Annotated in this window: 21 protein-coding genes; 9 read left to right on the top strand and 12 right to left on the bottom strand. The window is 74.3% G+C overall.

Annotation, left to right across the window (positions count from 1 at the left end):
* Positions 1–81: 81 nt before the first annotated feature.
* Together ACFWU6_RS09415 and ACFWU6_RS09410 are read right to left on the bottom strand one after the other, a co-directional pair.
* Positions 82–672, bottom strand: coding sequence for a DUF4291 domain-containing protein (locus ACFWU6_RS09415; RefSeq protein WP_383801428.1), 591 nt, complete (start codon positions 670–672; stop codon positions 82–84).
* Positions 673–739: 67 nt separating this feature from the next.
* On the bottom strand, positions 740–3,247 hold the full coding sequence (locus ACFWU6_RS09410; RefSeq protein WP_383979905.1) for a helicase-associated domain-containing protein: 2,508 nt from the start codon (positions 3,245–3,247) through the stop codon (positions 740–742).
* Between the two features lie 85 nt (positions 3,248–3,332).
* Here ACFWU6_RS09410 and ACFWU6_RS09405 point away from each other — a divergent pair, with 85 nt between their 5' ends.
* A complete protein-coding gene (locus tag ACFWU6_RS09405; protein WP_383979900.1) occupies positions 3,333–4,412 on the top strand; it encodes a hypothetical protein in 1,080 nt (359 codons plus the stop codon).
* A gap of 158 nt (positions 4,413–4,570) precedes the next feature.
* Positions 4,571–5,188: an HAD family hydrolase gene (locus tag ACFWU6_RS09400; protein ID WP_383801437.1), complete on the top strand. Its 618-nt coding sequence runs from the start codon at positions 4,571–4,573 to the stop codon at positions 5,186–5,188.
* Between the two features lie 40 nt (positions 5,189–5,228).
* Here the strand turns inward: ACFWU6_RS09400 and ACFWU6_RS09395 are convergent, their stop codons facing one another.
* Positions 5,229–5,480 (bottom strand): hypothetical protein, encoded by a 252-nt coding sequence (locus ACFWU6_RS09395; protein WP_383801440.1) that lies wholly within the window; start codon positions 5,478–5,480, stop codon positions 5,229–5,231.
* 178 nt (positions 5,481–5,658) lie between these two features.
* Between ACFWU6_RS09395 and ACFWU6_RS09390 the strand changes: the two genes are divergently transcribed.
* The gene (locus ACFWU6_RS09390; RefSeq protein WP_383801443.1) at positions 5,659–6,042 is read left to right on the top strand and encodes a cold-shock protein; all 384 of its coding nucleotides are present in this window, start codon (positions 5,659–5,661) and stop codon (positions 6,040–6,042) included.
* An 81-nt stretch (positions 6,043–6,123) separates the two neighbouring features.
* On the opposite strand, the gene ACFWU6_RS09385 is transcribed toward ACFWU6_RS09390, so the two are convergent.
* The 4 genes from ACFWU6_RS09385 to ACFWU6_RS09370 form a co-directional block, all read right to left on the bottom strand.
* Positions 6,124–6,978: a 1,4-dihydroxy-6-naphthoate synthase gene (locus tag ACFWU6_RS09385; RefSeq protein ID WP_383801446.1), complete on the bottom strand. Its 855-nt coding sequence runs from the start codon at positions 6,976–6,978 to the stop codon at positions 6,124–6,126.
* Positions 6,965–7,690, bottom strand: a complete 726-nt coding sequence (locus tag ACFWU6_RS09380) for a futalosine hydrolase (protein WP_383801449.1) — start codon at positions 7,688–7,690, stop codon at positions 6,965–6,967. Before ACFWU6_RS09380 ends, ACFWU6_RS09385 begins: the two co-directional genes overlap by 14 nt.
* Before the next feature lie 12 nt (positions 7,691–7,702).
* Positions 7,703–8,194 (bottom strand): DUF2771 domain-containing protein, encoded by a 492-nt coding sequence (locus tag ACFWU6_RS09375; RefSeq protein WP_383801452.1) that lies wholly within the window; start codon positions 8,192–8,194, stop codon positions 7,703–7,705.
* Between the two features lie 264 nt (positions 8,195–8,458).
* Positions 8,459–9,820 carry an MFS transporter gene (locus ACFWU6_RS09370; protein WP_383801455.1) on the bottom strand — a complete coding sequence of 454 codons (1,362 nt, stop codon included), beginning with the start codon at positions 9,818–9,820 and terminating at the stop codon, positions 8,459–8,461.
* A gap of 334 nt (positions 9,821–10,154) precedes the next feature.
* Between ACFWU6_RS09370 and ACFWU6_RS09365 the strand changes: the two genes are divergently transcribed.
* Positions 10,155–11,072, top strand: coding sequence for a DUF3027 domain-containing protein (locus ACFWU6_RS09365; RefSeq protein WP_383801457.1), 918 nt, complete (start codon positions 10,155–10,157; stop codon positions 11,070–11,072).
* A 7-nt stretch (positions 11,073–11,079) separates the two neighbouring features.
* Here ACFWU6_RS09365 and ACFWU6_RS09360 read toward each other — a convergent pair whose 3' ends face one another.
* Complete coding sequence (locus ACFWU6_RS09360) at positions 11,080–12,099, bottom strand: WD40 repeat domain-containing protein (protein WP_383979896.1); 1,020 nt, start codon at positions 12,097–12,099, stop codon at positions 11,080–11,082.
* 76 nt (positions 12,100–12,175) lie between these two features.
* Between ACFWU6_RS09360 and ACFWU6_RS09355 the strand changes: the two genes are divergently transcribed.
* Both ACFWU6_RS09355 and ACFWU6_RS09350 read left to right on the top strand, forming a co-directional pair.
* Positions 12,176–12,868 (top strand): GDSL-type esterase/lipase family protein, encoded by a 693-nt coding sequence (locus ACFWU6_RS09355; protein ID WP_383979891.1) that lies wholly within the window; start codon positions 12,176–12,178, stop codon positions 12,866–12,868.
* A gap of 59 nt (positions 12,869–12,927) precedes the next feature.
* Positions 12,928–13,917 carry an aldo/keto reductase gene (locus tag ACFWU6_RS09350; protein WP_383801467.1) on the top strand — a complete coding sequence of 330 codons (990 nt, stop codon included), beginning with the start codon at positions 12,928–12,930 and terminating at the stop codon, positions 13,915–13,917.
* A gap of 207 nt (positions 13,918–14,124) precedes the next feature.
* Here ACFWU6_RS09350 and thpR read toward each other — a convergent pair whose 3' ends face one another.
* The 3 genes from thpR to ACFWU6_RS09335 all read right to left on the bottom strand — a co-directional run bounded on the left by thpR (position 14,125) and on the right by ACFWU6_RS09335 (position 16,701).
* On the bottom strand, positions 14,125–14,709 hold the full coding sequence (gene thpR, locus ACFWU6_RS09345; protein ID WP_383801470.1) for an RNA 2',3'-cyclic phosphodiesterase: 585 nt from the start codon (positions 14,707–14,709) through the stop codon (positions 14,125–14,127).
* 164 nt (positions 14,710–14,873) lie between these two features.
* Positions 14,874–16,238, bottom strand: a complete 1,365-nt coding sequence (locus ACFWU6_RS09340) for an MFS transporter (protein ID WP_383801473.1) — start codon at positions 16,236–16,238, stop codon at positions 14,874–14,876.
* Positions 16,239–16,263: 25 nt separating this feature from the next.
* Positions 16,264–16,701 carry a MarR family winged helix-turn-helix transcriptional regulator gene (locus ACFWU6_RS09335; protein WP_383801475.1) on the bottom strand — a complete coding sequence of 146 codons (438 nt, stop codon included), beginning with the start codon at positions 16,699–16,701 and terminating at the stop codon, positions 16,264–16,266.
* A gap of 119 nt (positions 16,702–16,820) precedes the next feature.
* Here ACFWU6_RS09335 and ACFWU6_RS09330 point away from each other — a divergent pair, with 119 nt between their 5' ends.
* Positions 16,821–17,003, top strand: coding sequence for a hypothetical protein (locus ACFWU6_RS09330; protein WP_030010567.1), 183 nt, complete (start codon positions 16,821–16,823; stop codon positions 17,001–17,003).
* Between the two features lie 28 nt (positions 17,004–17,031).
* Here the strand turns inward: ACFWU6_RS09330 and ACFWU6_RS09325 are convergent, their stop codons facing one another.
* Positions 17,032–18,486, bottom strand: a complete 1,455-nt coding sequence (locus ACFWU6_RS09325; RefSeq protein ID WP_383801478.1) for an NCS2 family permease — start codon at positions 18,484–18,486, stop codon at positions 17,032–17,034.
* Between the two features lie 128 nt (positions 18,487–18,614).
* Here ACFWU6_RS09325 and ACFWU6_RS09320 point away from each other — a divergent pair, with 128 nt between their 5' ends.
* Positions 18,615–18,929, top strand: coding sequence for a DUF2530 domain-containing protein (locus ACFWU6_RS09320; RefSeq protein WP_383979885.1), 315 nt, complete (start codon positions 18,615–18,617; stop codon positions 18,927–18,929).
* Between the two features lie 121 nt (positions 18,930–19,050).
* A complete protein-coding gene (locus ACFWU6_RS09315) occupies positions 19,051–21,516 on the top strand; it encodes an HAD-IC family P-type ATPase (protein WP_383801483.1) in 2,466 nt (821 codons plus the stop codon).
* Positions 21,517–21,525: the final 9 nt, after the last annotated feature.

Here is a 21,525-nt window from a genome sequence, read left to right as displayed (position 1 = left end):
CTGTGCGCGGCGCCGGACGGGTCGCCGCGCGGCCGACCCGGCGCCGGACGGATCTGCGCGCGGCGCCCTACGGGACGGCCCTCAGGCGTCCAGGTGGGGCAACGGGGCGGTCGGGTAAGGGGTTTCGGCGGGCAGCAGGGCCCGCGCCGCCGCGCCGTCGCCCGCACGCAGCAGGCCGTGGATCTCCCGGGCCAGCGGGGTCACGTCGCGGACGGACACCGTCCACGCGTCGGCGTACGCGCGCGCGGAGGGTCCGGACAGGCCGAGTTGGAGCGAGCGGTACGGGAGGGGGTTCAGGTGCACGTCGCGCTCCGGGTCCCACTGCACCCGGGCCGAGGACTCCCGCAGGGCGCGCTGCCAGGCCGCGCGGTCGGCGTGGACGCCGGGGGAGTAGTGGGACAGGCAGGCGCCGGCCAGTGCCCGGTCGAAGCCCTCGCGGGTGATCTCGACCGCCAGCACCGTCTCCTGGTCCGGCTTGGTCGCCCACCCGCAGCGGTACATCATCCACAGGAACGACGGCTTGACCCACGTCATCCGCTCCCGCTTCCAGGCGGGCGGGAAGCGCCCGTCGCGGGCGGCCGGCAGCCCGAGCGCGGGGGCGTACGCCTGGTAGACGGTGATCGTGGTGCCGGTGTGCGCCGCGCGGATCGCGCGGTTCGGTACGTCGGGCATGGACCCAGGGTGCGGGGCCGGGTCCGCACCCGCCACGGGTTTTCGCCCGGTGCGTCTCCTGCGGCGCCTACACCTGGTCGTCGGCCAGTTCCGCGACGCCCGTGATGCGGTGCAGCGCGTACGTGCGGACCTCGTCCGCCGTGTGGTCGTAGCCCGTCACGAAGCCGCCCTCCACCCGTACCGGGTCGATGACCCGCTGGCTCGCCGCGCCGTCCGCGTTCACGTAGCCGATCCACACCGCCGCGCCCGTCAGCGCCGCCGCCTGGACCGTCGCCAGGGTCTCCGCGGCGCTCGTGCGCGGCAGGTCGCCCGGCCGGCCCGTCGAGGGGGCGGGCTCCTTGCGGACCGCCGTCGCCGCCAGGTCGCCCGCGCGGATGGCCCGTACGGCAGCCCCCAGCAGGACCGCGTCCGGCACCGGCGGGCCGTCCGGCACCGGTACGGGCGCCGAGCGCGCCGGAGTGCGGTGGGCGTCGGCCCGCGACACCAGGACGTCGCCGGTACGGGACTCCGCGGCCGGCGCGTACCCCATCGCGCGCAACCCGTCGAGCAGGGCGCCCGGTTCGGCGTGCGAGGCCAGCACGGTCGGGGCGAGGCGGCGCAGGCCCAGACCGGCCGAGCGCTTGTCCGCCAGGATCTCGCCCAGCATGGCGTCGTCGTCGCACCGGACGTACGAGGAGGCCGCGCCCACCCGCAGGTGCCCGTGCCGCCGGGCCACGTCGTCGATCAGGTACGCCAACGGCTGCGGGACAGGGGTGCGGCTGTGCTCCTTGAGGAAGGCGTGCAGGTCGACGGCGGTGTGCCCGGCGTCCAGGGCGCGCCGCACCGAGCCCGGCGTGAAGCGGTACACCGTGGCCCCGCCCTTGGACTCCACGTCCGCGAGCACCGCCAGGGTGTCGCCCAGCGGCCGCCGCAGCGGTCCGGGGGCCACCGCCGTCAGGTCGGCCTGGAGCAGGACGTGGTCCACCGGCTCCGGAAGCAGCGGGTCGAGCAGCGGCGCGGGGTCGCGGTGCTCCAGCAGGGCGCGGCCGGGTCCGGACAGCGCGCCCCGGCCGGTCACGCCGAGGACCTCCGCCTCGGTCAGCGCCCAGTGCGCGAGGCGGGCGCGCAGGTGGCTCGTACCGCGTACGGGGCGCTCCCAGGCGAGCCGGTCGAGCAGGGCGTCCGGGGCGGCGGAGCAGCCCTCGGGGAGCCCGGCGAGGAGTTCGAGGACGCGCCGGCGCACCTCGGGCGCGGCGGACCGGTCGAGTTCGGGGCCGAGCACCGACAGGGTGCGGCCCCTGGCGTCCTGCTCGCCGACCAGCCCGGCGGTGCGGGTGGCGGGCAGCCAGGCCGCCGCGAGGACCGACCACCGCTCGGCGGGCGGGAGTTCGCGCCAGGTGTCGAAGGCCGGGGTGGGGGCGTACCGCTCGTCGGCCTCGCCGTCGCCGGCCACCAGCCCGGCGGCGTAGGCGAGCTCGATCCAGAACGCCGCAGCGGCCTCGGTGGCGTCCAGGGCTGCCGCGGCCCGCTTCAGGTCCCGTACGGACAGCCCGCCGGCCCGCAGTACCGGCGGGCCGGTGTACTCCCAGGACTTCACCAGCTCCTCGACGGTCGACAGCGCGGCCAGCGCCTGCCCCGCGGCGTTCGCGTCCACGAGCTGGGGACGGTGCTCGCGGTGGGCCGGTACCGGCGGCGCCAGCGGCGCCGTGTCACGGTGCGCGAGCCCGCCGCGCAGGTGCAGCGCCACCTCGCGGGGCAGTACGACGGTCCGCGCCGAGGCGGGCAGCAGCAGCCCCCGGTCGCGCAGCCAGCGCACCGGCGCGGTCGGATTCGGGGTCACCTCCCCGTACGGCGGCCCCCACACGAGCCGGCCGAGCACCTGGTGGGCCTCGGCCGGGGCCTCGTCCAACAGGGCGGACATCCGCTCCGGGTCGGTGAACAGCCCGGTCAGCGCCGACACCGCGGACACCGCGTCGTGCGTGGCGGGCAGCCCGGCCGCGGAAACGATCTCCTGGATCCGGGTCGGCGACATCCCGGCCGTGGCCTCCGCGACGGTCGGCCCGAGGCCGGTCGGGGAGGGCCGCTGGGCCGAGGGGGCGAGCAGCTCCCGGGCGGTGCGCACCAGCCGCAGCCGCTCCTCGTCGCCCCACACCAGGGCCTGGTCCCGCAGGGTGGCCAGGGCCCGGGGAAGCGCGGCACGGGCCCCGTTGTCCTCCCCGGTGGTGCCCGTCTGGCCGGTCAGCAGCGACTCCAGCACCGGGTACGGGCACGGGTCGGGGGCCACCGCCAGTGCCTCGGCGGTCTGCAGCGCGAACCGGTCGAGGCGCTCCAGCGCGCGCACCACCGAGGCCCGGGTGCCGGCCCGTCCGGCCAGCTGGGTCACGTCGCCCGGGACGGGGCTGAGCAGGTCGGGGCGGGCGTGCAGCAGGGCGGCGAGCGCGGTGTCGTCGCGGGAGCGCAACGCCTCGGCGAGGGAACGCGGGGCGGCTGCCCCGGTTCTCGCCGTGGAGCCGCCGGCAGTGTCTCCCACCGCGGTGCTTGCCTCGGGCACGGTCGCCTCCTGGTCGCGTCGGCCGGTCAGTCGGCCGGTCCCCATCCGGTCAACGGTATCCGCTGCGCCCCCGGCAACTCCACGGGCGCACGCGCTACCTTCGGCACAGGCGGTACGGGAGGAGCCGGGCGTGGGGATCGAAAGCGACCATCTGGTCTACGAATATCTGAGCCGTGTAGGGGACTTGGCGCAGCGCAGGCACCTCGACTCCGGGGACCGGATGCGGCTGGTGGCGGGGCTGCGCGACGAGATCGACCGTCGGCGCGCCAAGTACGACCCGGACACCCCGGCGGCCGTGCGCCGCATCCTGGAGCGGATCGGCACGCCCGAGGAGGTCCTGGACACCCTCGGCACGCGGTCCGGCGCGGCGCCCGCGGAGCGGGGGGTCCCGGCGTTCACCGACCCCGGTCCGGGGGTGCCCGAGCAGCGGGGGCCCGGCCGGCCGCGGCGCGGGAAGGTGCCCCTGCCGCGCCCGGAGGCGGAGGCGGAGGCGGAGCCGCGGAACGTGCCGCCGCACCTGGCCGGCCTCGACGAACTCGGCCCGTCCGACGGGGTCGAGCCCGACTGGTGGCGCGTCACTCCGGGCACGTACGGGGCGGGCCCGCAGGTGGACGGCTTCGCGGGCGGGATCGAGGTCCCGGACCTGTTCCCGGAGGACCCGCGGGACGACGAGCGGGCCGAGGACGGCAAGGACGGCGCGGGTGGCGCGGCCGGCACGGCCGGCGCGGGCGGCGCGGCGGGCAAGGCCCCGGCCGGCGGGTCCGACGGGCGGGCGCAGACCCTCGTACGGTTCCTGCGCGAGCGGCGGCGCGCGAAGCGGGTGGCGAAGGCCGCCGCGCCGGTGGCGGAGCCGGTCGCCGCGGCGGCCCCGGCACGGCCCAGGCCGAACGCCTTCCTGCTGCTGGCGGCCGCCGTCCTGGTCGCCGGCGTGGTCAGCGGCCAGTGGCTGCTGCTGATCGTCGGCTGGCTGCTGCCGTACGCCTCCCGCGCGCTGCGGCCGGGCGAGCACAAGTGGGCGGTCTTCGGGCCGCCCGGCGCGGTGCTGGCGGGCGCCGGGGTGTGGCTGTGGGGCCGGATGAACGGCCGGTGGGGCGAGGCGCTGGCCGAGGACCAGCTCGGCGGGGCCCTGCACGGGATGTGGCCCTGGCTGCTGCGGGCGGCGGGCGCGGCCTCCGCGCTGTACCTGGTGTGGCGGGCCCGCAGGCGCTGACGGGTCGCCGGGGTCCGCCTCCGGCGCGGCGCCGACCGGCGGGGACGGGCGGCCGGGGTCTGCCTCCGGCGCGGTCCCGACCGGGCGGGTCCGGGTGGTGCGGCCCGACGGGCCGCCTCCCGGGTCCGGCGTTCGCCGGGCTCGGCACAATGGCCGGTATGAACCTCACCGTCGGCTTCGACCTCGACATGACCCTGATCGATTCGCGCCCCGGCATCAAGGCCGCCTACCAGGCGCTCTCGGCCGAAACGGGTACGTTCATCGACGCCGACGCGGCCGTCACCCGGCTCGGGCCGCCGCTGGAGGAGGAGCTCGCGCACTGGTTCCCGGCGGCCGGGATTCCGGCCGTGGCGGACCGCTACCGGGAGATCTATCCCACACACGCCATAGAGCCGACCCCGGCCATGGCGGGGGCCCGCGAGGCCGTGGCCGCCGTGCGGGCGCTCGGCGGGCGGGCGATCGTCGTCACCGCCAAGCACGAGCCCAACGCCCGCCTGCACCTGTCGCACCTCGGCATCGAGCCGGACGCGGTCATCGGCTGGCTCTGGGCGGAGGCCAAGGCCGGGGCGCTGCGCGAGTACGGGGCGCAGGTGTACGTCGGCGACCACGTCGGGGACGTGCGCGGCGCCCGGGCGGCCGGCGCGCTGTCGGTGGCCGTGCCGACCGGCCCCTGCCCGGAGCCCGAACTGCGGGCGGCGGGCGCGGACGTGGTGCTGCCGGACCTCACGGCGCTGCCGCAGTGGCTCGCCGAGTACGTGGCCGGGCAGGCGGCCTGAGCGGTCCGGCCGGGGCAGGCGGCCTGAGCGGCCGGGCGGCTCAGGCCTGCGAGGCCCGGGCCGCCCGGCGCTGCGCCGCGGCCGAACGCAGCACGCCCGCCGCGGAGATCGCGAAGCCCACCCCCATCAGCATGCACACGGCCCACGCGTACGACGGGAACGGGTCGACGTCCAGGAACAGCGGGGCCATGGTGGCCAGAGTGGCAGCGGCGCCGGCGATGAACACGATGCCGCCGGCCTTGACGAGTCCGTCGCCGGGCCGCGCTTCGTCGGAATGAGGAGTAACAGTCACTCCACCAGGGTAGTTCCCTGGCCGAAGCAGCCGACGGCGAAGGACCGGGTAACGACTTGTCACCCGGGCCCCGGCCATTAGCCTTGAGGTGGCGGGTCGCACAGGGCCCGCTGCGCTGTTGTCCGGAGCCGTTCGCACCGCTCCGGGCCCCCGACGAGCACAAGGACAGAGGACGGACGTGCCTACCGGCAAGGTCAAGTGGTTCAACAATGAGAAGGGCTTCGGCTTCCTCTCCCGCGACGACGGCGGCGACGTCTTCGTCCACTCGTCGGTGCTCCCTGCCGGAGTCGACTCGCTCAAGCCCGGCCAGCGCGTCGAGTTCGGTGTCGTGGCCGGCCAGCGCGGTGACCAGGCACTTTCGGTGACGGTGCTGGATCCGGCGCCGTCCGTCGCGGCCGCGCAGCGGCGCAAGCCGGACGAGCTCGCCTCGATCGTGCAGGACCTCACGACCCTGCTGGAGAACATCACCCCCATGCTGGAGCGCGGCCGCTACCCCGACCGGGTGCACGGCACGAAGATCGCCGGCCTGCTGCGCGCGGTGGCCGACCAGCTCGACGTCTGAGCGCTCGCGCGCACCGGTGCCCCGCCCCTCGCAAGAGCGGCGGGGCACCGTCGTCGCAGCGGCCGGAGCGGCCGGGAGCGGCTACGGGAAGTCCAGCGCGCCGGCCGCGATGGCCGGTACCAGCCCCTCGGCGGCCGCCCTGGTCAGCAGTCCGCGCACCGCCGCGTAGCCCGCGTCGCCGAGGTCTGCGGTGAACTCGTTGACGTACAGCCCGATGTGCTGGTCGGCGACGGCCGGGTCCAGCTCCTGGGCGTGCGCACGCACGTACGGGCGGGAGGCCTCCGGATCGTCCCAGGCCATCCGGACCGACGTCCGGGCCGAGTCGGCCAGGGCGCGCAGCCGCTCCGCGCCCAGCGAGCGCTTCGCGATGATCGCGCCGAGCGGGATCGGCAGGCCCGTCGTGGACTCCCAGTGCTCGCCCATGTCCGCCAGGCGGTGCAGCCCGTAGTCCCGGTAGGTGAACCGGGCCTCGTGGATGACCAGTCCGGCGTCCACCCGGCCGTCGCGCACCGCCGGCATGATCTCGTGGAACGGCAGCACGACCACCTTGCCGACCCCGCCGGGCAGCACGTCGGCCGCCCACAGCCGGAACAGCAGGTAGGCGGTGGAGCGTTCGCTCGGCACGGCCACCGTCCGGCCGGTCAGGTCCACACCCGGCTCGCGGGTGAGGACCAGCGGGCCGCAGCCGCGGCCCAGCGCCCCGCCGCACGGCAGCAGCGCGTACTCCTCCAGCACCCACGGGAGGACCGCGTACGACACCTTCAGCACGTCCAGCTCGCCGCGCTCGGCCATGCCGTTGGTGATGTCGATGTCGGCGAAGGTGACGTCGAGGCGGGGCGCGCCCGGCACCCGGCCGTGCGCCCAGGCGTCGAAGACGAAGGTGTCGTTCGGGCACGGCGAATACGCGATCCGCAGCGGGCCGTCACCGGTGCTCATGGCGTTCTCCCCAATGGACGAGTACGGGTCCCAGCGCGCGGAGGCCGTCCGCGAGGGCGGCGAGGGCCTCCCCGATCCGCCAGGCGTCGCGGTCGCGCGGACCCACGGCGTTGGACACGGCGCGGAGCTCCAGTACGGGCAGCCCGTGCGCGGCGGCCGCCTCCGCGACGCCGAACCCCTCCATCGCCTCGGCCCCGGCCTGCGGGTGCCGGGCGGCGAGCTCGGCGGCGCGGGCGGCGGTCCCGGTGACGGTGGAGACGGTCAGCACGGGCGCGAGCAGCGCGCCGGTGGCCTCGGAGGCCAGGGCGGCGAGCTCGGCGGGCGGGAGGTGCACGCTGTGCCCGAACCCGAGGGCCCGGACGTCCACGAACCCCTCGGGGGTCTCGGCTCCCAGGTCGGCGGCGACGATCGCGTCCGCGACCACGAGGGAGCCGGGCGGGGCGGCGGGCGCGAACCCGCCGCCGATCCCGGCGGAGACGACGAGGTCGTACCCGGCGAGTGCCAGGGCGGTGGCGGTGCCGGCGGCGGCCGCCGCCGGTCCGACGCCCGCGACGAGCACGTCGAAGGCGATGCCCGGCAGGTCCCGGCGGGTGATCGGGTACCCGCCGGGCAGGGTGCGCGGCTCGGGGCCGGGGGCGTCCGGATGGGGGGTCAGGCCGGAGACGACGGAGTCCGCCTCCGCCGCCACCGCGGTCACCACCAGCGCACGCACCGGGCCGCCGGGTTACTTGTCGTCGAGCTTGAGGTTAAAGGCCCAGACGGCGAGGGGCTTGCCCTCCTCGCTGACCTGGACGAAGGAGAGCTTCTTGGACTCCGGGGCCGTGCCCTCGCCACCGGTGGCGAAGACGTCCGCGCCCGGGAAGCTGCGGTAGGTGTTCGAGGAGGGCTCGGTGATCGGCTGCCCGTCGAGGACCGCCTGCCACTGCTTGCCGCCCTCGACGACCTCGGGCTCGACGCCCAGGCGCAGGGTGTCGCCGCGGCGGTACTCGACGGTCTTGGCGTCCTTGAGGTCGGTCAGGCAGCCCTGGACCTTCTCCATGGACAGCTCGGTGCCGTCGTGGCAGGCGGCTTCGGCGGACACCGACGCGGTGCCGACCGTCACGGTCGCCAGCGGCGTCGGCTTGTCGCAGGCGGAGAGGAGGAGGAGGCCGGCGGAAACGGCTCCGAGGGCCGCGACGCTGCGGCGGGCCCTACCCGAGAAAAGCGGTGCGGTCATGAGCCGAAGGCTATCGGGCCGGTGGGCCGGGCCGCCGCACGGGGTCCTGCCCGGCGCCCGCGGCGCGGCGCGGTTCGGCCGAGCGGCCCCGCGGGGGGTCCCCGGGCCCGCGGCCGGACGCCCCGACGGGACCGGGCGGACGCGCCGACGGATTCGGTCGGGCGGGGGCGACGGGACCGGGCGGGCGCGCGGCAGTGCGGCGGCGGCGCGCCGGCCGGGCCGGACGCGCCGGCGGGTCAGGTAGAAGGCGGTCACGCCCGCGGGTCAGGCGACCCTGGGGCGGGAGGACCCGTGCTGGTGGCGGGGGGCGGAGAGCAGGCCGCGCAGGGCCATCGTCGTGCCCAGGGCGACGACCACCGCCGCCACGCCCATCCCCAGGGCCCCGTTCAGCGGCAGGACGATGCCGATCGCACCCCCCAGCACCCACGCCATCTGGAGCAGCGTCTCCGAACGGGCGAAGGCGGAGGTCCGCACGGCCTCCGGCACGTCCCGCTGGATCATCGCGTCCAGCGAGAGCTTCGCCAGCGCCTGGCAGAAGCCCGCCGTACCCGCGAGCACCGCCATGAACAGGCCGCTGAAGAGCACCGTCGCCAGGACCGCCACCCCGAGGGTGAGGGAGAGCACCGCCGCGATGATGGCCTCCGGGGCCCGCGCCCGCAGCCACGCGCCGACCGCTGTGCCGCACGCGTTGCCCACGCCCGCCGACACGCCCACGATGCCCAGCGACACGGCCGCGCTCTGCCCCGCCAGGGGGTGCTCGCGCAGCAGGAACGCCAGGAAGAAGATGAGGAAGCCGGACAGGCCGCGCATCGAGGCGTTGGCGAGGAGCCCGCACAGCACGGAGGGGCCCACCGTCCGCAGCCCCGGCTTCGGGGAGTGCGCCTCGTGCGTCGAGAGCCGGGCCCGGCGCTCACCCTTCGCCTCGTCCACCTTGTGCGGCAGCGTGAACGCCGCGAAGGTCCCGCAGATGAAGATCGCGCAGGCGCCGTACAGCGGCCACGGGGGACCGATCATCTGGAGCCCCGCCCCGACCGGCGCCGCCGCGCCCGTGGCCAGCAGACCCGCCAGTGTGACCCGGGAGTTCGCCTTGACGAGTGAGAAGTTCGGCGGGAGGAGGCGCGGCACCACCGCGCTGCGGACCACCCCGTACGCCTTGGACGCCACCAGCACCCCCAGCGCCGCCGGGTACAGCTCCAGTCCGCCCGTGGCCACCGCGCCCGACATCATCACCGCCAGCAGCGCCCGGGCGAGCATCGCCGCCGCCATCGCGGCCCGCCGCCCGTGCGGCAGCCGGTCCAGCAGCGGACCGATCACCGGGGCCAACAGGGTGAAGGGGGCCATCGTGATCGCCAGGTACAGCGCGACCCGGCCGCGCGCCTCGTCCGTGGGTACGGAGAAGAACACCGTCGAGGCCAGCGCCACCGTGATCATCACGTCCCCGGCGCCGTTGATCGCGTGCAGCTCGATCAGCTTGCCGAGACCCGACTCGCCCGCGCCGTGCGCGTGCGTGGCCCGCCGGATTCCCCGGGCCGTACCGGTGAACGGAAGGTGCAGGGCACGCCCCAGGGCCCGGCCGGCCCGCCTGGCCGGTCCCGAGCCGTCGTCGGACGACCGTACGGGTGCCATCTCGCCATAGTGCCCCACTCGGCCCCCTTCGAACGCCCATCGGCGCGTCGCGGGCCGATGGCTTGTCCGCGAATCGGACCTTGCATGTGGGCCCAGGCCGTCAGAGGAGGTAGCGTGCGTAGCGCGCCACCGGCGGTTGCTCTTGGCCGCGCGCCTCTTCGCGATCCCGCAGAATGGATCGCAGTTAGGTGCGCCCGAGGCCGATCGGGTGCGGACGTCGACGCGGCCCTCTGGTCCGCTCCGCCCGCGCCACGTACGGACAGGACCGACGGGTCGTTGTGGACGACAGTACGGACGGCGCACTCGTGAGACGGCGTAGGAGAGAACGAGACCAGTGAGTGCTGCGACGACGCGAAGCCGTACCCCGCGTACCCCGGACCGCCTGTGCGTCGAGGCGGTGGAACTGGCCCGGGCGGCGGCGGAGGATGCCGCCTACCCCGGAGTGGTGGGCGAGCACGTGACCGCGGTGGCGGAGGGCGACCGGGTCGTCACCCACTTCTTCGAGTGCAAGGAACCGGGCTACCGCGGCTGGCGCTGGGCCGTCACCGTGACCCGCGCCTCCCGCGCGAAGAACATCACCCTCGACGAAACGGTGCTGCTGCCCGGCGACGACGCGCTGCTCGCACCCGAATGGGTGCCGTGGAGCGAGCGACTGCGCCCCGGCGACATGGGCCCCGGCGACCTGCTGCCCACCGACGCCGAGGACCTGCGGCTGGAGGCGGGCTGGTCGGGCGAGGACGCCCCGCCGCCGAACTCGGTGGTCTCCACCGAGATGGCCGAACTGGTCGAGGCCGAGGACGCCGACGTCACCGACCGCGCCGTGGTCCCGGTCCGCGGGTCCATCACCTCCGTCGCCGAGGAACTCGGCATGCGGCGCGCCCGGGTGCTCTCCCGGTACGGACTGCACAGCGCGGCCGACCGCTGGGACGAGTCCTTCGGCGCGAAGACGCCGATGGCGCAGGCCGCACCCGCCTCGTGCGTGTCGTGCGGGTTCCTCGTCGCGATCGGCGGCTCGCTGGGCCAGGCCTTCGGAGTCTGCGCCAACGAGTTCGGCCCGGCGGACGGCCGCCTGGTCTCCCTCTCGTACGGGTGCGGCGGCCACTCGGAGGCCGCCGTCATGCCGAAGCCGATGCGGCCGGCGCCGCACGTCCTCGACTCGGTGGCCTCGGACGAGTTCCCGCTGCGGCCGGCCGCGGACACGGGCTCGGTCCCTGTCTCGGACTTCCCGGCCGCGGACCTCGGCCACTCGTAGCCCCGGGCTACTTCGGGGCGCGGCGGCGGAAGAGGCGCTTGGCGGCGACGACGATGAGGATGCCGGCGGCCAGGACCAGCGCGCCGTTCGTGAAGCTGCCGTCCGCGCCCGCCGGCGGATCGGCCGCCGCCGGGGCCCCCGGCTCCGGGGCCGCGGACGGGGCCGCGGAGGCGGCCGGCGCCCCCGTGGCGGCCGCGGCCGCCGGGACCGCGACGACCCGGCTGCCCGCCCCCTCCGAGCCGAACATCAGCGCCCTGCCGTCCGCCGTGTACGTCACCGACTCCGCCTGCCCCTGCCACGGCGCGTCCACCCGCTCGCCCTCGCCCTGCGGCCGCCCGTCCCTCCACCCGTAGGTCCGGGCCGTGAAGTACCCCCGCAGCGTCAGCCGGGTGCCGTCCGGCGAGAACGCCCCGTCCGTCACCCACGGGACGGCGGCGACGCGCCGGAACACGTTGCGGCTCCCGCCCGGCACCAGCCGCTCCGGGCCCTCGTAGAGGCCGCCCTTCGACTCGTCCTTGCTGGCGATGTACACCCGGCCCGTCACCGGATGCACCATCAGCGCCTCGGCGTTCCGCGGGCCGTCGGCGTACGTCACCGTTATCTGCTCGGCCCTGACGGTCGCGTCGCGCAGCTCCCCCGGCTCCGGGAAGCGGTAGATCCACACGTGGTCCCAGGTCCCGCCCAGGTTGTCCCCGACGTCCCCGACGTACAACCGCCCGTCCGGACCCACCGAGATCGCCTCCACGTCCCGCGGCGTGCCGATGCCCGTCAGCGTCAGCCGGGCCACCGTCCTGCCCGTCGCGGCGTCCACGGCGTACACGTACGGGCCGTCGTCGCTGTCGTTGTGCGTCCAGTACATGCCGGGGTGGACGCGGCTGGCCGCCAGTCCGCTCGACTCCCTGATCCGCGGATCGGCGATCGTGAACGAGGCCGCCGCGGGCGGCTCCGCGGCGGCGGCCGCGCTCGGCAGGAGGAGGAGTCCGCCGGCGAGGGCGGCGAGGGCGGCGGGCGGCGACGGCATGCGCATCCCCCCAGCCTGCCAGCCCGGACGGCGTGTCCGGCATCACAGGGGCGCCCTTGGCGTGATCCGCGATGATGACCGGATGCGTTTCATGTTCGTCGGCGATTCCATGACCATCGGACGCGCCGGCGACTACACCTGGCGCTACCGGATGTGGCAGCACCTCGGCGCGACCCTCGGCGGCCCCTTCGAGATAGTCGGCCCGCGCACCGGGCTGTACGACGACGCCGCCGCGCCCGCCCACCACGCGTACGCCGACCCGGACTTCCCGCAGGAGTCCCGCCGCCACCTGGCCGGCTGGGGCGAGGGCTGGCAGCACATGGCCCCCCTGATCGGCCCCGCCGCCGGCGCCGCCGGGGCCGATGTCCTGCTCGTCTCCCTCGGCCTGATCGACCTCGGCTTCTACACCCGCGCCGACCAGACCGCCGACAACGTCCGCCGGTTCGTCGCGGCCGCCCGCGCCGCCCGGCCCGCCGTGCGGATGGTGCTGCTGCCCGTCATCCCGAACGTCCGGGCCCGGCAGGACGCCCCCTTCGCGGCCGAGGTCGACCGGTTCAACGAGCTGCTGGCCAAGGCCGTGGCCGACCTGACGACCGGCGCCTCGCCGATCCTGCTGGCCGCGCGCCCGGCCTCGTACGACATCGACCGGGACACCTACGACGGCACGCACCCGAACGCCTCCGGGGAGCACCGCCTCGCCGGCGAGTTCGCGGCGGTCCTGCACCAGGCCTGGGGGATCGGCGGCCCGTACCGGGGGCGCCACGCGGGGCTGTAACACGCCCTTCACCGCGGGGTCTTGCTTCGAGTCCACTCCAGGCAGTTGGGTGGTGACCCATGAAGTACACGCAGCTCGGACGCACCGGACTCAAGGTCAGCCGACTTGTACTCGGCACGATGAACTTCGGTCCGCAGACAGATGAACCGACCAGCCACGGAATCCTGGACGCCGCCCTCGACGCGGGTCTCAATCTCGTGGACACCGCCAACGTCTACGGATGGGGCGAGAACAAGGGCCGCACCGAGGAGATCATCGGCACCTGGTTCGCCCAGGGCGGCCGCCGGCGCGAGAAGACCGTCCTCGCCACCAAGGTCTACGCCTCCATGGCCCCCGAGGGCGAGACCTGGCCCAACTACGACCGGCTGTCCGCGCTGAACATCCGGCGGGCCGTCGACGCGAGCCTCAAGCGGCTCCAGACGGACTACATCGACGTCTACCAGTTCCACCACGTCGACCGGCAGACCCCCTTCGAGGAGATCTGGCAGGCCGTCGAGGTCCTGATCCAGCAGGGCAAGATCCTCTACGCCGGCTCCTCGAACTTCCCGGGCTGGAAGATCGCCCAGGCCAACGAGGCGGCGGCGCGCGCCGGACGGCTCGGCCTGGTCAGCGAGCAGTGCCTCTACAACCTCGCCGAGCGGCGTGCGGAGATGGAGGTCATCCCGGCCGCGCAGGAGTACGGCCTCGGGGTCATCCCGTGGTCCCCGCTGCACGGCGGGCTGCTCGGCGGCGCCATCCGCAAGGCCGCGGAGTCGGGCCGCAGCGCCACCGGGCGCTCGGCGGACGCGCTGTCCAACAGCGCGGTGCGGTCGCAGGTGCAGGCGTACGAGGACCTGCTCGACAAGCACGGCCTGGAGCCGGGCGAGGTCGCCCTGGCCTGGCTGCTGACCCGGCCCGGGATCACCGGGCCGATCGTCGGGCCGCGGACGCGGGAGCAGCTCGACTCGGCGCTGCGCGCGGTGGAGCTGGAGCTGTCCGAGGAGGTCCTGGCGGGCCTCGACGAGGTCTTCCCGGGGCCGGGCCCCTCGCCGGAGGCCTTCGCCTGGTAGCGGGGAGGCCCCCACCGGGGCCGGGCAGCGGTCCGGGCCGGACGGCGGCCGGGGTCCGGGCGTGCGGTCCGGGTCCGGGCGGTCCGGGTCCGGGCGGCGGCGGCCGGGCTACTGCCCGACGGCCGCCGCCACGGCCACGACGACGAACATCAGCACGAGCACACCGGCCATGACGCGGTTTCTGGTCTTGGGATCCACCCGTCGAGACTAACCCGCCCCGCCGCCGGGTCCCGCAGGGGCCCCGGCGAGCGGCCAGGCTCCGACGGTCTCGTAGCGGGGCTGCTCGCCCGGCACCCCGCTCACCGGGAGGTTGCTGCGGACGAGGCTGAGCGTGTCGGCCCGCCAGGGGGCGCCCTCGAAGCCCGAGAGGGCGTCCAGGTACGGGCGCAGGGGCGTCGCGGCGTCGCGGCTCCGGGCCAGGGTGAGGTGCGGGGTGTAGCGGTGGTGCCGGTCCATCGGTACGCCGGCCCGCCGGGCGGCGGCGTCGGCCCGTTCGGCGAGCATCCGCAGGGCGTCGAGCCCTCCGGCCGCGCCGGCCCACAGGGCGCGGTCGCCGAAGTGGCCGCAGCCGTGCAGGCGGAGGTCGAAGGGGGCGGTGCGGTGGGCCGCGCGGGCGAGGCGGGCGTGCAGGTCCGGCAGCACGTCCTCGCGCACCTCGCCCATGAAGGCGAGGGTGAAGTGCCAGCCGGCTTCCGCGGTCCACGTCAGCCGGTCGTCGCGCAGCGGACGCACGGCACCGGCCAACTCGGCCACGGCTGCCGGGGGCGGGAGCACGGCGGCGAACAGTCTCATGCCCCGAGGGTAGGCGCTGCCGCTCCCCGGCCGGGGGCCGGACCGGGCGGGACCGCCCCGGAACGGCAACCGGTGCCGGTGGCCGGGCCCTCGTGCCGCGCCGCCCTCCGGAGCCCCCGGGCCGGCCCCGGTGGTCGCGACCCGGCGGGACCGCCCCGGAGGGGTCAGGCCGCGGTGACCAGTTCCCGCGGGCGGGACGACGCGACGAAGGCCACCCCGCGGCGGTCGACCCGCAGGCGCAGGTTTCCGACGCGGGCCAGGACCACGGCGATCGCCAGGGACGCGACCAGCGAGATCGCACCGCCCGCCGCCATCCCGATCCGGGCCCCGTACGTGTCCGTGATCCAGCCCAGCAGCGGCGCGCCGAGCGGGGTGCCGCCGGTGAAGACCATCATGAACAGGGCCATGACCCGTCCCCGCATCTCGGGGTCGGTCGCCATCTGCACGCTGGAGTTGGCCGTGACGTTGACCGTCAGGCCGAAGACCCCGATGGGGACGAGCAGCGCGGCGAAAAGCCAGAGGCCGGGTGCGAAGGCCGTCACGACCAGCAGCCCCGCGAACAGCACGGCGGCGGCCACCAGCAGCCGCAGCCGGGAGTGTCCGCGCCGGGCCGCGAGCAGGGCGCCCGCGAGGGAGCCGGCGGCGATCAGGGTGTTGAACAGCCCGTACGTCCCCGCGTCCCCGTGGAAGACCTCGCTGACGAACGCCGACAGCCAGATGGGGAAGTTGAAGCCGAAGGTGCCGACGAAGCCGACCAGCACGATGGGCCAGACCAGCTCGGGCCGCCCGGCGACGTACTGGAGGCCCTCGCGCAGCTGGCCCTTGGCGCGGGGTCGCGGTGTGACCGGGTGCAGTTCGCCGGTGCGCATCATCAGCAGGCCGGCGATGGGCGCGGCGAAGGACAGTCCGTTCAGCAGGAAGGCCCAGCCGGAGCCGACGGCGGTGATCAGCACGCCGGCGATCGCGGGGCCGACCAGCCGCGCGGACTGGAAGTTGGCGGAGTTCAGGCTGACGGCGTTGGCCAGCTGGTCCGTGCCGACCATCTCAGGGACGAAGGTCTGCCGGGCCGGGTTGTCGACGACCGTGACGAGGCCGAGGAGGAAGGCGGCGAGGTAGACGTGCCAGACCTGTACGTGTCCCGCGAGGGTGAGCACGGCCAGCGCGATGCCGGTCAGGCCCATGGCGCTCTGGGTGACGATCAGCAGCGGCCGTTTGGGCAGCCGGTCGGCGAGTACGCCTCCGTAGAGGCCGAAGACCAGCATCGGCAGGAACTGCAGGGCGATGGTGACGCCCACCGCGGAGGCGGAGCCGGTCAGGGAGAGGACCAGCCAGTCCTGGGCGATGCGCTGCATCCAGGTGCCGGTGTTCGAGACGACCTGGCCGGTCGCGAAGAGCCGGTAGTTGCGGATCTTGAGCGAGCTGAACATGGAGTTCTTGCCCGCGGGTGCGCCGGCGGCGGTGGCCCCGGCGGCGGTAGAGGGGGTGGATATGTGGCCGGGTGCGGAGTCTGCTCCGGTTCCCGTACTCAAAAGCGTTCGCCTCCTGGCGTCGTTCCTACACGTGGGCGAGCTTCTCCAGGACGGGTGCGGCCTCGCGCAGCTTGGCCCACTCGTCCTCGGTCAGCTCGGCCGCGAGCCCGGCCAGGAAGGCGTTGCGCTTGCGGCGGCTCTCTTCGAGCATCGCCTCGGCCTGCTCGGTCTGGCGGACCACCTTCTGGCGGCGGTCGTCGGGGTGCGGCTCCAGCGTGACCAGTCCCTTGGCCTCCAGCAGCGCGACGATGCGTGTCATCGACGGCGGCTGGACGTGCTCGCGCCGGGCCAGCTCGCCAGGGGTGGCCTGGCCGCAGCGGGCGAGGGTGCCGAGGACCGACATCTCGGTCGGACTCAGCGACTCGTCGACGCGCTGGTGCTTCAGGCGCCGGCCCAGTCGCATGACGGCGGAGCGGAGATCGTTCACGGCGGCAGCGTCGTCGCCATGGGAGAGGTCATGCATGTCCTTAGAGTAACTCATTACTCTCGCTAAGGAAAACCGGTGGTTTCGCGTCACTCGTACGGGTGAGTCGGCGGCCGAAAGTGACACACGTCCACGCCCTGTGCCCCGACTCTTTCGGCATGGGGACACATGTGCTGAGCATGCGCATAGACGGGGAGCTCCTCGACCGGCTCCGGATCCACGCCGCAAAACGCGGAATGAGCGTCCAGGACTATGTGGTCCGGACGCTCATTCGCGACGACTTCGACGAGCGCTTCAAGGCGGCCGTCGACGAGACGGAGAAGTTCTACGGGCTCACCTGATCAGGGGCACCCGATCGGGTGGGGCCGGTCACGTGAGGCCGAGGGCGGGCATCGCGTAGTAGAAGACGAAGACCGCCGCCACGACGTACATGGCCACCGGGACCCCGCGGCCCCGGCCGGTCGCCAGCCGCAGCGCGCAGAAGCTCACGAAGCCGATGCCGATGCCGTTGGTGATCGAGTACGTGAAGGGCATCATCACCATGGCCAGGAAGGCCGGGACGGCGATGGTGAAGTCGCTCCAGTCGATGTCCCTGACCGAGCCCGCCAGGATCAGGAAGCCCACCGCCACCAGGGCGGGTGTCGCGGCCTGGGACGGGACCATGGTGGCGAGCGGCGTGAGGAACAGCGCCACGGCGAAGAGGCCGCCCGTCACGACGTTCGCCAGCCCGGTACGGGCGCCCTCGCCGACACCGGCCGTGGACTCCACGAAGCAGGTGGTCGCGGAGGACGAGGTCGCACCGCCCGAGGCGACGGCCAGGCCGTCGACCAGCAGGACCCGGTTGATGCCGGGGAAGTTGCCGTCCTTGTCGATCAGCTTGGCCTCGTCGCCGACACCGAGGATCGTGCCCATGGCGTCGAAGAAGCAGGACAGCAGCACGGTGAAGACGAACAGGACGCCCGTCAGGATGCCGACCTTCCCGAAGCCTCCGAACAGGCTGACCTGGCCGACCAGCCCGAAGTCGGGGGCGGCCACCGGATTGCCCGGCCAGGCGGGGACGGTCAGGCCCCAGGCCTGGGCCGGCAGCGACGTGAGCAGCTGGACGACGACCGCGACGACGGTCATGGCCACGATGGAGATCAGGATCGCGCCGGGCGTCTTGCGGATGATCAGCGCGAGGGTGAGCAGTACGCCGATGACGAAGATCAGGACGGGCCAGCCGTGCAGGTGGCCGTCGCTGCCGAGCTGGAGCGGGACCGTGGTGTGCGCCGCGTCCGGGATGCGGGAGACGAAGCCCGAGTCGACCAGGCCGATCAGCATGATGAACAGGCCGATGCCGATCGCGATGCCCTTGCGCAGCCCCACCGGGACGGCGTTCATCACGCGCTCGCGCAGACCGGTGGCGACGAGCAGCATCACCACGAAGCCGGCCAGGACCACCATGCCCATGGCGTCGGGCCAGCTCATCCGCGGGGCGAGCTGGAGGGCGACCACGGTGTTGACGCCGAGGCCGGCCGCCAGTGCGATGGGGACGTTGCCGATGACGCCCATGAGGAGGGTGGAGAACGCGGCCGTCAGGACGGTGGCGGTGACGAGCTGGCCGCCGTCGAGCTGGTTCCCGTACATGTCCTTCGCGCTGCCCAGGATGATCGGGTTCAGCACGATGATGTACGCCATCGCGAAGAAGGTCGCGAAGCCGCCGCGGACCTCGCGGGCGAGGGTCGAGCCGCGCTCGGAGATCTTGAAGTAGCGGTCCACTCCCGAGGAGCCGCGGGGCGAAGGCTCCGGGGCGGTGGGCGTGGGGGCGGGGGCCGGGCTGCTCATGCGGTCCTCATTGGGTGGTTCATACGAATAAAATGGGCCACGCCCACATCGTTTCAGTATGAACACATGAACGAAGGGCCGTCCATCTCCGCGCGTAGACCCCATGACGACCGGCCTAGACTCGACCCATGGCGAAATGGACTGCGAAGCACGAGGCGCCCGAGCCCCTGGAGGGCCCGGTCGTCGCCACCGTCACCGGCGGCACGATCATCTGGTTCGCCCTCTTCCTCGTCCAGCTCCCCTTCTACGGGTGGTTCTCCGACCGCGGCCAGTTGTGGTGGGTGTGGACCTGCGCCGCCGGCGGCGTCCTCGGCCTGATCGGCGTCTGGTACGTCCGCGGCCGCGAGGCCGCCCTCAAGCGCCACGCCGAGGCAGCCGAGGCCGCCGCCCGGACCGAGCGGGCCGAACGCCCCGGCCCGGACGGGAACCCGCAGGCCGGCTAGGGCGCCGCCCCCGCCCCCGGACGGCGGTGACGCGACCAGGGGACGATTCCGGTCATCCTGAAGTCGGATCTTCGGTCCGCTCGGCGCGTGCGGCGTTCGAAGGCCCTCTACCGTCGAGAGCATGACGCAGCGGGCGAGTATCGAATCCGAGGGGCCGGAGCCGGGCGGCCCGGCCGCCGGCACCGCCATCGACGCGGGGGCCGAGCTCGACCCGGTGCACCCGATGCGGCCACCCGCCCCCCGCTTCAAGCCGGGCGGGCTGACCGCCGCCGAAGTCGCCGAGCGCGTCGCGCGCGGCGAGGTCAACGACGTCCCCGTCCGCTCCTCGCGCTCCGTCACCGAGATCGTCCGGGCCAACGTCTTCACCCGCTTCAACGCGATCATCGGCGTGCTGTGGGTGGTCATGCTGTGCGTCGCGCCCATCCAGGACAGCCTCTTCGGCTTCGTGATCATCGCGAACACCGGCATCGGCATCATCCAGGAGCTGCGCGCCAAGAAGACCCTCGACGGCCTGGCCCTCATCGGCGAGGCCAAGCCCAGCGTCCGCCGCGACGGCCGGACCGCCGAGATCTCCACCTCCGAGATCGTCCTCGGCGACGTCATCGAGCTCGGCCCCGGCGACAAGGTCGTCGTCGACGGCGCGGTCGGCGAGGCCGACGGCATGGAGATCGACGAGTCCCTGCTCACCGGCGAGGCCGACCCCGTCCTGAAGAAGCCCGGCGACCCGGTCATGTCCGGCTCCTTCGTGGTCGCCGGCAGCGGCTCCTTCACCGCCACCAAGGTCGGCCGCGAGGCCTACGCCGCCCAGTTGGCCGAAGAGGCCTCCCGTTTCACGCTCGTCCACTCCGAGCTGCGCTCCGGCATCTCCACCATCCTCAAGTACGTCACCTGGATGATGGTCCCGACCTCGATCGGCCTGATCATCAGCCAGCTGATCGTCAAGGACAACGACCTCAAGGACGCCATCGCCCGCACCGTCGGCGGCATCGTCCCGATGATCCCCGAGGGGCTGGTCCTCCTCACCTCCGTGGCCTTCGCGATCGGCGTCATCCGGCTCGCCCGCAAGCAGTGCCTGGTCCAGGAGCTCCCCGCCATCGAGGGGCTCGCCCGCGTCGACGTCGTCTGCCTCGACAAGACCGGCACCCTCACCGAGGGCGGCATGGACGTCACCGAGCTGCGGCCGCTCGGCGGCGCCGACCCGGCGTACGTCAAGAAGGTGCTCGGCGCGCTCGGCGAGTCCGACCCGCGCCCCAACGCCAGCCTCCAGGCCGTCATCGACGCCTACCCCGACAGCGCCGAGTGGCGCTGCACCGAGTCCCTGCCCTTCTCGTCCGCCCGCAAGTACAGCGGCGCCAGCTTCAGCGAGGGCGACGGCGAGAACAACACCTGGCTGCTCGGCGCCCCCGACGTCCTCCTCCCGGCCGGCGATCCCGCCCTCGGCGAGGTCGACGGGCTCAACGAGCAGGGCCTGCGGGTGCTGCTGCTGGCCCGTTCCGCCCGGGAGCTGGACGACGCGGCCGTCGCCGCCGACGTACGGCCCACCGCCCTGATCGTCCTGGAGCAGCGGCTGCGCCCCGACGCCGCCGACACCCTGCGCTACTTCGACCGGCAGGACGTCAGCGCGAAGGTGATCTCAGGTGACAACGCGGTCTCCGTCGGCGCGGTCGCCGGAAAGCTGGGGCTCCAGGGCGCCGGCACCGCGGTCGACGCCCGCAGGCTCCCGACCGAGCGGGCCGAGATGGCGCGGGTCCTCGGCGAGAACGCCGTCTTCGGGCGGGTCTCCCCGCAGCAGAAGCGGGACATGGTCGCGGCCCTCCAGTCCGAGGGCCACACGGTCGCCATGACCGGCGACGGGGTCAACGACGTCCTCGCGCTGAAGGACGCCGACATCGGCGTCGCCATGGGGTCGGGCTCGGAGGCCACCCGCGCGGTCGCGCAGATCGTGCTCCTCAACAACAGCTTCTCCACCCTGCCCTCGGTCGTCGCCGAGGGGCGGCGGGTGATCGGCAACATCACCCGGGTGGCCACCCTCTTCCTCACGAAGACGGTCTACTCGGTGCTGCTGGCCGTCCTGGTGGTCTGCTCGCAGGTCGAGTACCCCTTCCTGCCCCGCCACCTGACCCTGCTGTCCACGCTCACGATCGGCATCCCGGCCTTCTTCCTGGCCCTCGCCCCGAACAGGGAGCGGGCCAGGCCGCACTTCGTCAAACGCGTGATGCGCTACGCGATCCCCGGCGGGGTCATCGCGGCGACCGCCACCTTCGTGACGTACGTGATCGCCCGCCACCACTACACCGGCCCGGACGCCCTCAAGGCCGAGACCAGCGCGGCGACGCTCGCGCTGTTCCTGACCTCCATGTGGGTCCTGGCGATCATCGCCCGGCCCTACACGTGGTGGCGCGTGGGCCTGGTCGGGGCGATGGGCGGGGCGTTCCTGATCGTCCTCGTCGTGCCGTGGCTCCAGGACTTCTTCCAGCTCAAGCTGGAGGGCGCCGCGATGCCGTGGACGGCGGTGGCCGTCGCGGCCGGCGCGTCGGCCCTGATCGAGTTCACCTTCCGGTGGGTCGACAGGAAGGTCCCCGCCTGAGGGCTGTCC

The sequence above is a fragment of the Streptomyces sp. NPDC058674 genome, from assembly GCF_042716505.1.
In the GTDB taxonomy this organism is placed as follows: Bacteria; Actinomycetota; Actinomycetes; order Streptomycetales; family Streptomycetaceae; genus Streptomyces.
This window is presented reverse-complemented; position numbering and strand designations above follow the sequence as displayed.